This is a genomic window from Halomonas koreensis (assembly GCF_031451675.1).
GTDB lineage: Bacteria > Pseudomonadota > Gammaproteobacteria > Pseudomonadales > Halomonadaceae > Halomonas > Halomonas koreensis.
Genome location: NZ_JARWAK010000014.1, coordinates 58,294 through 71,097 on the forward strand (window position 1 = coordinate 58,294; position 12,804 = coordinate 71,097).

A 12,804-nucleotide genomic window follows, 5' to 3' on the forward strand; every position below is an offset into this window, starting at 1 on the left:
CCAAGGTCAATATGGGCATTGCGACAACGACAGCACCTCTCACCATGCAGCAAGGTGCTGTAGTAAAGCGCCTTATACCCAGGCTGGGGAACCAGGGCCCTATGATGCCCTGACGATTCTCGGTACCAGGACCTGTCAGGCCTGCCCCTACCTGACCATGATGGGAGCCGACGACACCCAGCACAGCGTGGAGGGGTGCGAGATAATCGGTCACCAGATGACTTAGGGAAGAAATAGAAAAGCCCCGGGGGCAACCGGGGCTTTGAATGCATTAGGCGTTGGCGCGCCTTCAACACAGGGTTATTGCATGGCACATCGTAGATCAGGGAGAGCCTCGATCCAATGGCTCTGGCTCAAGATCGAGCTACCGGCTTCGCCGTTCATCCGGTTCTGCCTTGGCTTGTCGATCCTTTTGGCGGCACTGGGGGCTTTCTCCTGGTTTGCCGAGCCGGTTCTCCTGGCCTGGCTCGACTGAGCGGTGGTTGCCGCAAGCCAAGGGTGTAAGCCCCCTCGCCCACACCCTCAACCACTAACGCACCGCCTTCCTGCGCCGCACGATACCAGCGTGATGTCACGAACCGCTGAATCCCTGCGCAGGAGCCTCCCATGGCACTCGATCAATACCACCACGGGGTGCGCGTCTCCGAGGTCAACGACGGCACCCGTACCATCCGCACGGTGTCGACCGCGATCATCGGCATCGTCTGCACCGCGCCCGATGCGGCGCCCGGTACCGCCGCGGCGCTGACGCTCGACCAGGCCGCCGCCGACACCGGCGTGATCTACACCGCCAACGCCGTCGGCACGGCCGGCAATCAGATCCGCGTGCGTTACGTCGATCCCGACGAGGCCTCTCAGGCACTGGCCGTGAGCGTGTCCGGCAAGGAGATCAGCGTCAGCCTGGCAACGGATGCCGAGGGCGATCTCGTCAGCACCGCCGACGACGTCGTCATTGCGGTCAACGCCCATGTCGGCGCCTCTTCCCTGGTCACCGCCGCCCTGCCCGCCGGCGAGTCCGGCCTGGGCGTGCTCGGCGCTGAGCCCTTCACCAAGCTGACCGGCGGCGTCGACGAGGCCTTCCCGCTCAACCAGCCCACGCTGATCACCAACGTGGATACCGCGATCGGCCAGGCCGGCACCCAGGGCACGCTGAAGGACGCTCTCACCACCATCGGCCAGCAAACCAAGCCGATCATCGTCGCCGTGCGCGTCACCGAGGGCAGCACCAGCGCCGAGACCACCGCCAACGTCATCGGCACCACCACCGAGACCGGCCAGCGCACCGGCCTGCAAGCGCTGCTCACCGCGAAGCAGAAGCTCGGCGTCACGCCGCGCATCATCGGCGTTCCGACGCTGGACACCCAGCCGGTGGCCACCGCCATGGTGCCGGTGCTCCAGCAGCTGCGCGCCTTCGGTTACGCCTACGCCCACGGCTGCGAAACCGTCACCGACGTCACCGCCTACCGCGACCAGTTCGGCGCGCGCGAGCTGATGATCATCTGGCCGCAGTGGGAAGCGTTCGACACCGACGATGCGGCCACGGTCACGGTGAGCCCGATCGCCGTGGCCCTCGGCCTGCGCGCCAAGCTCGACCAGGAGGTCGGCTGGCACAAGACGCTCTCCAACGTGGTGGTGAACGGCGTCACCGGAATCTCGAAGGACGTGTTCTGGGATCTGCAGTCGCCGAACACCGATGCCGGCATCCTCAACGCCGCCGACGTCACCACGCTGATTAACCAGGGCGGCTACCGCTTCTGGGGCTCGCGCACCTGCGCCGGACCTCAGTCCCTGTTCCCGTTCGAGAACTACACCCGCACCGCGCAGATCCTCGCCGACACCATCGCCGAGGCGCACCTGTGGGCGGTCGACAAGCCCATGCACGCCTCCCTGGCCCGCGACATCATCGAGGGCATCAACGCCAAGTTCAGCGAGCTCAAGAGCCTGGGGCTGATCGTCGACGGCCAGGCCTGGCTCAACGACGAGCTCAACACCCTGGAGTCGCTGAAGGCCGGCAAGCTGCGCATCGACTACGACTACACGCCGGTGCCGCCCCTCGAGGACCTGGGCTTCCAGCAGCGCATCACCGATTCCTACCTGGCCGATTTCGCCGAACGCGTCGCGGCCACCGCCTGAACTGACGAGGGACCTGATCCATGGCACTCCCGAAGAAACTCAAGGACCTGAACCTGTTCAGCAACGGTGACAGCTGGCAGGGCGTCATCCAGTCCGTCACCTTGCCCACCCTCACCCGCAAGATCGAGGAATGGCGCGGCGGCGGCATGGACGGCACCGTCGGCATCGACATGGGCATGGACGGCCTGCTCACCTGCCAGTGGACCGTCGGCGGCCTGGTCGAGTCGATCTTCGACAACTTCGGCAGCTCGCGCATCGATGCTGAGATGCTGCGCATGACCGGCAGCTACGAGCGCGACGACGTCGACGAGGTGGCAGCGGTGGAAGTGGTGATGCGCGGCCGGCACACCGAGATCGACATGGGCGACGCCCAGGCCGGCGAGAACACCGAGCACCAGGTCACCAGCACGCTCAGCTACTACAAGCTGACGATAAACGGCACCACCAAGATCGAGATCGACATCCCGAACTACGTGTTCAAGGTCAACGGCGAGGACATGCTCGCCAAGCGGCGCCAGGCCCTGGGCCTCTGATCTCCCCTCACCCAAGGAAGCACTGAACCATGACCAAGCCCCAAGCCACCCAGGCTCCTGTTTCTCACACCAGCGCCACCGTCGAGCTCGACACCCCGCTCAAGCGCGGCGAGACCGAAGTCACCGAGCTCACCCTGCGCAAGCCGTCCGCCGGCGAGCTGCGCGGCGTCTCTCTGGCCGAGGTGCTGCAGATGCAGACCGACGCGCTGATCACCCTCATCCCGCGGATCTCCACCCCCTCGCTGGCCGCGGCCGAGGTCCGCCAGATGGATCCCGCCGATCTGGTGCAGTGCGGCGGCGAGATCGCCGGTTTTTTGCTGACGAAGCGGGCCAAGGGCGAAGCAGAGTAAACCTCCCCGACCAGGTGGAAGAAGCGATGGCCGACCTGGCCATCGTCTTCCACTGGACACCCGCCGACTGCGCGGATCTCTCCCTGCGCGAACTGATGGAATGGCGCGAACGAGCGCGCAAGCGCAGCGGCGCCGACGACCACGGAGCCTCCCATGGCGCGCGATCTCAAGCTGCAAGTCATCCTCGACGCCGCCGATAAGGCCTCCCGCCCGCTCAAGGCCATCGAGCGGGCATCGCAGAACGCCGCCCAGGCCATGAAGGACAACCGCGACCGCCTCAGGCAACTGCAGGCGGTCCAGAAGAACGTCAGCTCCTTTCGCACCCTCAAGAACCAGTCCGGCGAGACCGCCCGGGCCCTGCGCGAGCAGCAGGACCGCATCCGCCGGCTCTCCCAGCAGATGCAGTCCCACGAGGGCGACACCGCCTCCCTGGTCGCCGAGCGCAAGAAGGCCATCGAGCAGGCGCGACGGCTCTCCCGGCGCCACGACGACGAGCGCCGCGAGCTCCAGCGGCTACGCTCGTCGCTCAACGAGAGCGGCATCAGCACCTCGAACCTGAGCCGCGACCAGCAGCGCCTGGCCACCGAGATGCAGGAGGCCAGCCAGGCGGTGGAGGAACAGCGCCGCAGGCTCAAGCGGCTGGCCGAGCAGCATAAGCAGGCCGCCCAGGCGCGACGCCGCTACGACCGCAGCGTCAGCCGCGCGGGCAACATGGCCGGCGCGGGCGCCGCCGGGCTGGCCACCGGCGGCGGCGCACTCTATGCCGGAACGCGCATGCTCGCCCCGGGCGTGGAGTTCGGCGAGGCCATGTCACGCGTGCAGGCCCTCACCCGCCTGGACGGCAACGACGAGCGCTTCAAGGCGCTGCGCGAGCAGGCCCGCGAGCTGGGCTCGACCACCGCCTTCAGTGCCGGGCAGGCGGCCAACGCCCAGGGCTTCCTGGCCATGGCCGGCTTCTCGCCGGACGCCATCCAGGCCTCGATGGCCGACATGCTCAACCTGGCACTGGCCAACGGCACCGACCTCGCGCGTACCGCCGACATCTCCTCGAACATCCTCTCCGGCTTCGGGCTCGATCCCGCCGAGATGGGCCGCGTCGGCGACGTGCTGACCGCCACTACCACCCGGGCCAACGTCGATCTCGAGATGCTCGGCGACTCGATGAAGTACGTCGCGCCCGTGGCCCGCGAGATGGGCCTGTCCCTCGAGGAGGCCGCGGCCATGTCCGGCCTGCTGGGTAACGTCGGCATCCAGGGCAGCCAGGCGGGCACCACGCTGCGCGCCATGATGACGCGGCTTGCCGCCCCCACCGGCAAGGCCGCCGGCGCCATCGAGACCCTGGGCATCAACATCAAGGACGCCGGGGGCAACATGCGCAACGTGCCCCAGATCCTCACCGATGTGGCCAAGGCCACCGAGAACCTGGGCAACGCCGAGCGCATGGAGCACCTCAAGGCCATCTTCGGCGAGGAACCGGCCGCCGGCATGGCCGAGCTGATCAACCAGCAGGGCGCCGCCGGCATCGAGAGCTTCACCGAGATCCTCACCCAGGCGGCCGGCGAGAACGCCCGGGTCGCCAAGACCATGGCCGACAACATCGGCGGCGACCTCAAGTCGCTGAACAGCGCATGGCAGGAGATCGGCATCACCCTCACCGACACCAACGAGGGTGCGCTGCGCGGGCTGATCCAGAACGTCACCCGCATCACCCGCGCGATCGGCAACTGGATGAAGGCTAACCCCGAGCTCACCGGCACCCTGGCCACCGCCGCCGCGGCGCTCGCCGCCCTGGTGGCCATCGGCGGCGGTTTCATGGTGCTGCTCGGCTCGGTGATCGGCCCGATCGCCATGGTCAACTACGCCCTCACCCTGCTGTCGATGAACCCGGTGAGCCTGACCATTATGGGCATCGTCGCCGCCGTGGCCGCCCTCGCCGCCGGCGCCTACCTGGTCTACCGCAACTGGGACTCCATCAGCGCCTGGTTCGGCGAGCGCTGGAACGACATCAAGGCCGCGTTCACCGGCGGCATCGGCAGCGTCATGCGCCTGCTGGCCAACTGGTCGCCGCTGGGGCTGCTGTGGCGCGGCATTTCCTCGGCGCTGAACGCCCTGGGCACGCGGCTGCCCACCACGCTCACCGGGCTGGGCGGCGCGATCATCGACGGCATCATCAGCGGCATCACCGGCGGGCTGAGCCGGCTCGGCGATGCCATCAGGGGAATGGCCGGCAGCGTCGGCAACTGGTTCAAGGAGGTGCTCGGCATCCACTCGCCCAGCCGCGTATTCGCCGGCTTCGGCGGCAACCTGATCCAGGGCCTGGTCAACGGCATCGACGAGCGCTGGCAGGGCCTGAAGGACGCCATCGGCGGCACCGCCGAGGCCGTGGTGGGCTGGTTCAAGGAGAAGCTTGGCATCCACTCACCGAGCCGGGTGTTCGCCGAGCTGGGCGGCTTCACCATGGACGGCTACCAGCTGGGCCTGCAGCGCCAGGAAGGCGCCCCGCTGCACCAGATCGGCACGTTCGGCGACCGCCTCAAGCGCGCCGGCGCCGGCCTGGCCATCGGCGCCGCCAGCCTGCCAGCCGCGGCCATGCCGGCGATCGCCCCGCAGGAGCCGGTCCGCTTCGACACCCGGCCGCCGCTGTCCCGCGCCGAGCCACAAGCCCAGGGCGGCCTCAGCGTGGGCGACATCAACATCGAGGTGAACGCCTCCCCCGGCATGGACGAACGCCAGATCGGCCAGCTCGTCGCCCAGGAAGTGCAGCGCGCGCTGGCCGAGGCCCAGCACAGCGCCGCCGCCCGCCAACGCTCGTCGCTGCGCGACATCGACTGACCCACCACCAGGAGGCTCCGCCATGCTCATGGCCCTCGGCATGTTCGTCTTCCAGACGCGCAGCGTGCCCTACCAGCAGCTCCGCCGCTCCACCCAGTGGCGCCATCCCAGCCAGTCGCGGGTCGGCGACCGCCCGGCGCACCAGTTCATCGGCCCGGGCGACGACAGCATCACCCTCTCCGGCACGCTGCTGCCCGAGTTCACCGGCGGCCGCGTCGACTTGGACGAGATCCGCGACATGGCCGACCAGGGCCAGGCCTGGCCGCTGGTCGAGGGCACCGGCAAGCAATACGGGCTGTGGGTCATCACCCGCGTCGACGAGACCTCGAGCACCTTCTTCCGCGACGGCGCCGCGGCGAAGATCGAGTTCACCCTGCAGCTCGAGCACGTCGACGACGCCCGCACCGACCTGATCGGCAGCCTCACCACCTCCGCGGCCGCCCGTCTGGCGGGAGCCTACGTATGACCGACGCCGACGCCACCGCCCGCCGCTACCGGCGCCCGGGCTACCGCATCACCTTGGGCGGCACCGACATCACCCCGCGCGTGAACGGCCGCCTCATCCGCCTGACGCTGCGCGAACAGCGCGGTCTCGAGGCCGACCAGCTCGACATCGTGCTGGCCGACCACGACGGCGCCCTCGCCCTGCCCCGCCGCGGTGCCGAGCTGGCGGTCGCCTTCGGCTGGCATGACGAGGGGCTGATCGACAAGGGGCTGTTCACGGTCGACGAGGTGCAGCACAGCGGCACGCCGGATAGGCTCACCATCCGCGCCCGCTCGACGGACTTGCGCGGCGAGCTGCCCGGCAAGCGCACCCAGAGCTGGCACCGCCACACCCTGGCCGAGATCGTCGACACCATCGCCCAGCGCCACGGCCTCGCGCCGGTCGTCGGCGGCTCGCTCGCCGACACGCGGCTCGAACACATCGACCAGACCGACGAGAGCGACTTGAACTTCCTGACCCGGCTCGGCGAGCGCTTCGATGCCATCGCTGCCATCAAGAGCGGGCGCCTGCTGTTCACCCAGGCCGGCGAGGCGCAGACCGCCAGCGGCCTGGCCATGCCCGGCGTTACCCTGGCCCGCCGCGACGGCGACCAGCACCGCTACAGCACCACCGACCGCGACGCCTACACGGGCGTGAAGGCCTTCTGGAACGATACCGACGGCGCCGAGCGCCAGAGCGTGCTCACCGGCAGCGACGAGAACGCCAAGCAGATGCGCCCCACCCACGCCAGCGAGGCCGACGCCCTGGACGCCGCCCGGGCCGAGTGGCGCCGCATCCAGCGTGGCCTGGCCGAGTTCGAGCTCACCATGGCCCACGGCCGTGCGGACGTGCTGCCCGAGTCACCGCTGCGAGTCAGCGGCTTCAAGCCGGAGATCGACGCCACGCCCTGGCTGGTCACCGAGGTGGAGCACTCCCTGGGCGACAGCGGCTTCGGCACGCGGGTGCAATGTGAGGTGAAGGGGGCTGCGGCTGGCTGATCACCGAAGATAGCCACGCACTCAGTGACCGCGCTGGACACAGCATGAAAAACTGGCTTCCATAGCCCTAAAGAAAAAAGCCTTTTTGCCGACGCTTTATGATGACGTTCTATAACGCCAGCCGACTCCAACTAAGCAACAAGGATTTTTTGTGCCCTTCCATCCTGATACTCGAGAATTCTTAGCCGGACAAGTTGGTGGCCGCTGCTCTGCTCCTCACTGCGCGGTGGAGACCGGAACCCCGAGCCGACACCAAGGAATATTTAATGGAGGCGACGCCGCTCATATATACTCAGAGAAAAGACAAGACGCCAGGTACCGCCAAGACATACCACCCGAGTACTTAAACAGCCATGAGAACGGAATTTGGCTGTGCCCAAGCTGCCACAGAAAAGTAGACAGGCTGCAACACGCTTACTCTCCAGAGTTACTTCATGGGTGGAAGAACCAGGCAATTCAGCGTTTCCAAAGCAACTTCCTGCAGCATGACATGAGTGCAGGAGGCAACTCCAAACCAGATGAGCTAAGACGCGCAAGAAATTTCCTAGAAAAGGTTAGACAACTTTTCGATGAAGTACATGGTTACATTTTCTATAACGGCCCCAGTGCTGCAAGGATAGGATATATCACTGATGGTTTGGTAAGAGAGGCTGGCTTTGTGGGCATGGGATTTGGTATTCATGGCTGGGACAACACCAAGGACTACTGGTGCTTCAACCCTGAATATAAAATGAAACAAGAGGAAATCCTCAGACTAGCGAGCCAGCTTATGCATGAATTAAATAAAAAAACAAGAAATGGAATAAACCATATAGACAATGCATACGTAACCGATGTTACAGGTGAGCATATATACCAAGACCCAGTCAGAAGCATCATGCAAAGCTTTCGAGAGAACTATCTTGAGTTTCAAAACTTGGTATACAATTCTTAATGAGCGACCTAACTCTTTGATCAGTAATCATCAGCATTTTCCAAGGGCCCGCATGATCGGGCCCTGAATGAGTCACCACCCATACCTCCTCGCCTGGCTCACCACCACGCCCCTCAGATCCGACTGCCTCGCCCAGATCGACTCGCAGGGCCCGGCGGTGGGCATCAGCCGCATCCGCCCACCGATCCGGTGGCTGCTGAACAGCCGCTGCTCGCCGTCCAGCTCCACCACCACCAGGTCGGCGTGCTGGGCGGGCTTCTGCTCGTCGACCACCAGCAGGTCGCCTTCCATCAGCGGGCCGCCCACGCCGGCGTCCTCGCTCACCTCCACCAGGTAGCAGCTCGGGCGGAAGCGCGAGAGGTCGTAGCCGTCCAGCGCGGGGTGGTCGATGCCCAGACACGCCGGGCCCAGGTAGTTCACTCGCATGTCGTCCCTGCCAATTCGTGATCCTGCCACCAGCCGCGCCATGCCGGGCCCGGCCGCCTGCGACCCCGGCGCGTTGTTCACATTAGCGTTTGCCTAAGGGTGTGCTGTTGTCGAATACTGTATAAACCAACAGTCTTTGACAAGAGGCACCGGTATGCAGACTCAGTAGCCAACCGACAGCGACTGCATCCACGGGTACGGATCGGTATAGTACCGACCCCATACGGAACGAATGCGCCCCACCGCGGGCTATCGGCTGCATCGCCGCACAGCGCGACAGCCGCAGAATTGAGAGTGAGTCTTCGGATCGATGAAGAATTCCAGCAAACGCCCCATCGGCATCGACCTTTTCGCCGGCGCAGGCGGCATGTCCCTCGGCTTCGAGCAAGCCGGCTTCGACGTGGCCGCGGCCGTCGAGATCGACCCCATCCACTGTGCGACCCACGAGTACAACTTCCCTCACTCGAAAGCGATCTGCGCCAGTGTCATCGACATGACGGGCGACGAAATCCGCAAGCGTGCCGAGATCGGTAACCGAGAAGTCGACGTTGTCTTCGGTGGGGCTCCCTGTCAGGGCTTCTCCATGATCGGCAAAAGGGTCCTCGACGACCCCCGCAACCAGCTGGCGTCTCACTACGTCAGGCTGGTCGAGGAGCTCAAGCCGAAGTACTGCGTCTTCGAGAACGTCAAGGGGCTGACGCTGGGGAAGCACCGCAAATTCCTGGATGAAATGATCTCGGCACTGGACAAGGCTGGCTACGACGTCGTCATGCCCTACCAGGTGCTGAATGCCTCGGATTACGGCGTACCGCAGTCTCGCCAGCGTCTGTTCTTGCTGGGCGCACGTAAAGGCTTGCCGGCGCCCACCTACCCGGAACCGCTGAAGGAAGGTGCCACCGTCTGGGATGCCATCGGCGACCTGCCCGACGCCAACACCTTCGAGGACTTGAAAGCGACGGATGCGGTGCGTACCGAATGGACCACCGAATCGACATACGGGCGGCGGCTCAGAGGCCTCGAGCGCGACCCTGGCGACTACAGTTATCCGCGCATCCACGACCCCGACTTGCTGTCGTCGAGCCTGCGAACGGAGCATACCGACCTCTCGAAGAGCCGCTTCTCCTCCACTGAGCCGGGCAAGACCGAGCCCGTCAGCCGGTTCCGAAAGCTCGATCCGGCCGGGCTGTGCAACACCCTGCGCGCCGGCACGGATAGCGCTCGCGGCGCCTTCACCTCACCTCGCCCGATTCACCCGAGCCTCGCTCGCGTGATCACAGTTCGCGAAGCGGCACGACTGCATTCGTTCCCGGACTGGTTCCGCCTGCACTCGACCAAGTGGCACGGCTTTCGCCAAATCGGCAACAGCGTTCCGCCCCTGCTCGGCAGAGCGGTCGCCGGCCAGATCATGCAAGCCCTGGGCGAAACGCCCAGGAAGCCGCGGAAGAAGCTCGAGCTCAACGAAGCCGAGTTCCTCTACATGGACATGGGCGATGCCGCCGGATACTTCGGCGTGCCGCACGACACCATCGCGCAGAGAACGCGCAAGAGCACACCGAAGAAGGTGGTAAGGGATAAAGCCGATGTCGGGTGAGAAGAAAACAAGCAAGGATGAGCTTTACAAGCTTATAATATCGCACATTTTCAAAAGCCATTACTCACCGGGTAGCGATGAGTTTATCTTTGAAAGAGACGAGATAGCTCAGGCTGCAGCCGAACTCGAACTTCCGAGGCCCGGCAATCTGGGCGATGTGGTTTACTCTTTCAGATATAGAAAAGATCTGCCTGAGGAGATTGTGGCTACAGCCAGCCCAGGCCTGGAGTGGATCATCGAAGGTGCGGGCAGAGCGAAGTACCGCTTCAAGCAAGCGAAGCTGAGCCGGATCGTCCCTCGCGAAGATCTCGTGACGGTCAAGATTCCCGATGCCACGCCGGAAATCATCGGCGCCAACGCCCTCGGCGATGAGCAGGCTCTACTGGCCAAGGTACGCTACAACCGGCTGATCGACGTCTTCCTGGGCATCGCCGCCTACTCGCTCCAAAATCATCTGCGCACGACCGTCAAGAACCTTGGTCAAATCGAGATCGACGAGATCTACGTAGGCGTGAACAGCAACGGTCAGCAGTACGTTGTCCCCGTTCAGGCCAAGGGTGGCAATGACAAGCACGGCGTCACCCAGACCGAGCAGGATATCCGCTGCTGTGAGCAGAGGTTTCCGAACCTGATATGCCGCGCCGTCTCCGCGCAGTTCATGGAAGACGACCGCATTGCCATGTTCGAGTTGACCGTGGACGACAGCGAGATCAAGGTTGTGCGCGAGAAGCACTACAAGCTCGTGCCATCGAACGAGATTTCCTCCACCGATCTCGATGTCTACGCCAGAATGGAGTGAGCGCTGCCGCCGGCCGCCACCCTACGAGCGAGGAGGCCTCTTGATCGACCACGTCGACAACCGAACCCGCTCCAGGATCATGGCCTCGGTCGGCGGCAAACACACCGGCCCTGAAATGTCGCTGCGCCGCTACCTTCACAAGCGCGGCTATCGATTTCGCCTCCACCGCAAAGACCTCCCCGGCACGCCAGATCTGGTGCTGCCCAAGTACCGCCTCGCCATCTTCGTGCACGGTTGCTATTGGCACCGCCACCCGGGCTGCGCCTACGCCGGCATGCCGAAATCGAACGTCGATTTTTGGAGCGCCAAGTTCGAGCGGAACATCGAGCGTGATCGGCGACAGCGACGTGAGCTGATCGAGGCGGGCTGGAGAACGCTCGTCGTCTGGCAATGCGGGCTGAGATTTTGCCAAGACAGACTGGGCGAACTGGAAACGGCGATCCGCGGCGAAGCCAAGAGCGAAGAGTGGCCGAGCGTGCCACCTAAACGGCGCTGAGCGCTTCCTCCGAAGCCATGGATCACCAGATGGCGGTAGCAGAGGAAGGTGAAAACCCTGAAGCCGGCCGTCCCTGGCCAGCAGAGAGCCCCGAAGGGCTCATCATCAAGTCAGGCTGCAGACCTGGCCGCTGTCGCGGATCTCTTCCATGCGGGCCGGGCCAATGCCGTCCACCTGGACCAGCTCATCCACGGATTCCCAGGTACGGCCGTCGATGATGTCTTGAGCGCGGGCCGGGCCGACATTCGGCAGCTCATCGAGCTGACTGACGGAGGCAGTGTTGAGATCTATGCAGTCGTTGGCGCTGCCAGCAACGTCGTCACTGGCCGGCGCCACGGAGACGAAACCAGGACTGGCATCTCCGAGGGTGATGTAGATCGGCGCGTGGTCGGATACCACATCACGCGCTGTCTCGTGGTCCATGCCCAACAGCTCCGGGAAGCGCACGATGCTGCTGCCCGTCACATCAAGCGCCGTCTCATCGAACCAGAGATTGTCGTAGAGGTTGGCGTAGTCGCCGTCGCTCTTGCTGAGCGTGGTCGCCCCTGAGGTAATGGCCGGCTGAGCGCCCTGGTCGCGCAGCGACTGCCAGGCAGAATGATCCGGCGCAAGGTTGTAGTCACCAGCGATGATGCGCGGCGTGTCGGGGTAGACCTCCGGCATCCAGTTCCAGATCGCCTCGAGCTCGCGGATCTCTGGCGTGCGGTCATCCTGGTTGTCACCGTAAACGATGTGCACGGTGGCCAACGCGACTTCCTGCCCACTTTCAATATCGCGGAACTCAGCCAGGAAAGGCTCGCGCGCAAAGATGTTGCCCGGGTCCAGGTACACCACGGCGCCCTGGGTATACGCCACGGCGGCGTCACGCCACAGATAGGTGTAGCTCTCCTGGTAGGAACTGCGCCCGACCTCGTGTGAAGTCATCGAGCTCCATGACTCGCCCGTCTGCTGCTCGAGCTCCTGCTCAAGCTGTGTGACCGCCGCCTCGTCCATCACCTCCTGAAGCGCCCACAGATCGGCGCCCTGTGCGACGGCGGCAACGTCTGCGAGGCTCTTGTCGTTGTTCCAGCCCAGATGCTTGAGGTTCCAGCTACCGATCGTGATATCGGCCTGTGCCGCCTGGACCATCCCCAGAGAAACGGCCACCGCGGTGAGCGTCCTTGTCATCTTCATCGTTCCATCGACTCCAATGTACATTCAAAAAAACAAAAAAATTCCCAGAATAAAC

General features: G+C 64.6%; 13 protein-coding genes and 1 pseudogene. 12 read left to right on the forward strand and 2 right to left on the reverse strand.

All coding sequences use genetic code 11. The annotated features are described in order from the left end of the window. The first annotated feature begins 606 nt into the window (after nt 1-606). The 9 genes and pseudogenes from QC818_RS15025 (at nt 607) to QC818_RS15060 (ending at nt 8,264) form a co-directional block, all read left to right on the forward strand. A complete protein-coding gene (locus tag QC818_RS15025; RefSeq protein WP_309653677.1) occupies nt 607-2,133 on the forward strand; it encodes a phage tail sheath subtilisin-like domain-containing protein in 1,527 nt (508 codons plus the stop codon). A gap of 20 nt (nt 2,134-2,153) precedes the next feature. After that, nucleotides 2,154-2,666 (forward strand): phage major tail tube protein, encoded by a 513-nt coding sequence (locus QC818_RS15030; protein ID WP_253029509.1) that lies wholly within the window; start codon nt 2,154-2,156, stop codon nt 2,664-2,666. Between the two features lie 29 nt (nt 2,667-2,695). Continuing rightward, on the forward strand, nt 2,696-3,016 hold the full coding sequence (locus QC818_RS15035) for a phage tail assembly protein (protein WP_309653678.1): 321 nt from the start codon (nt 2,696-2,698) through the stop codon (nt 3,014-3,016). Nucleotides 3,017-3,042: 26 nt separating this feature from the next. Continuing rightward, nucleotides 3,043-3,216, forward strand: coding sequence for a GpE family phage tail protein (locus QC818_RS18400; RefSeq protein ID WP_374710097.1), 174 nt, complete (start codon nt 3,043-3,045; stop codon nt 3,214-3,216). After that, nucleotides 3,170-5,848 carry a phage tail tape measure protein gene (locus tag QC818_RS15045; RefSeq protein ID WP_309653679.1) on the forward strand — a complete coding sequence of 893 codons (2,679 nt, stop codon included), beginning with the start codon at nt 3,170-3,172 and terminating at the stop codon, nt 5,846-5,848. Before QC818_RS18400 ends, QC818_RS15045 begins: the two co-directional genes overlap by 47 nt. A gap of 22 nt (nt 5,849-5,870) precedes the next feature. After that, a complete protein-coding gene (locus tag QC818_RS15050) occupies nt 5,871-6,314 on the forward strand; it encodes a phage tail protein (RefSeq protein WP_309653680.1) in 444 nt (147 codons plus the stop codon). Continuing rightward, nucleotides 6,311-7,330, forward strand: coding sequence for a phage late control D family protein (locus QC818_RS15055; RefSeq protein WP_309653681.1), 1,020 nt, complete (start codon nt 6,311-6,313; stop codon nt 7,328-7,330). The genes QC818_RS15050 and QC818_RS15055 overlap by 4 nt, the downstream gene beginning before the upstream one ends. A 226-nt stretch (nt 7,331-7,556) precedes the next feature. Continuing rightward, nucleotides 7,557-7,721: pseudogene (locus QC818_RS18405) on the forward strand (HNH endonuclease); the annotation flags it as partial. A gap of 99 nt (nt 7,722-7,820) precedes the next feature. Continuing rightward, entirely contained in the window at nt 7,821-8,264 is a 444-nt protein-coding gene (locus QC818_RS15060; RefSeq protein ID WP_309653682.1) for a hypothetical protein, read from the forward strand. A 72-nt stretch (nt 8,265-8,336) separates the two neighbouring features. On the opposite strand, the gene QC818_RS15065 is transcribed toward QC818_RS15060, so the two are convergent. Beyond that, nucleotides 8,337-8,690, reverse strand: a complete 354-nt coding sequence (locus tag QC818_RS15065) for a LexA family protein (protein ID WP_309653683.1) — start codon at nt 8,688-8,690, stop codon at nt 8,337-8,339. Nucleotides 8,691-9,000: 310 nt separating this feature from the next. Here QC818_RS15065 and QC818_RS15070 point away from each other — a divergent pair, with 310 nt between their 5' ends. From QC818_RS15070 to QC818_RS15080, 3 genes are read left to right on the forward strand one after another with little or no spacing between them, the layout of a single operon-like run. Next, nucleotides 9,001-10,281: a DNA cytosine methyltransferase gene (locus tag QC818_RS15070; RefSeq protein ID WP_309653684.1), complete on the forward strand. Its 1,281-nt coding sequence runs from the start codon at nt 9,001-9,003 to the stop codon at nt 10,279-10,281. Further along, entirely contained in the window at nt 10,271-11,080 is an 810-nt protein-coding gene (locus QC818_RS15075; protein ID WP_309653685.1) for a hypothetical protein, read from the forward strand. Before QC818_RS15070 ends, QC818_RS15075 begins: the two co-directional genes overlap by 11 nt. Nucleotides 11,081-11,120: 40 nt before the next feature. After that, nucleotides 11,121-11,576 (forward strand): very short patch repair endonuclease, encoded by a 456-nt coding sequence (locus QC818_RS15080; protein ID WP_309653686.1) that lies wholly within the window; start codon nt 11,121-11,123, stop codon nt 11,574-11,576. A 105-nt stretch (nt 11,577-11,681) separates the two neighbouring features. Here the strand turns inward: QC818_RS15080 and QC818_RS15085 are convergent, their stop codons facing one another. Continuing rightward, nucleotides 11,682-12,749, reverse strand: coding sequence for a helix-hairpin-helix domain-containing protein (locus QC818_RS15085; protein ID WP_309653687.1), 1,068 nt, complete (start codon nt 12,747-12,749; stop codon nt 11,682-11,684). Nucleotides 12,750-12,804 lie beyond the last annotated feature (55 nt).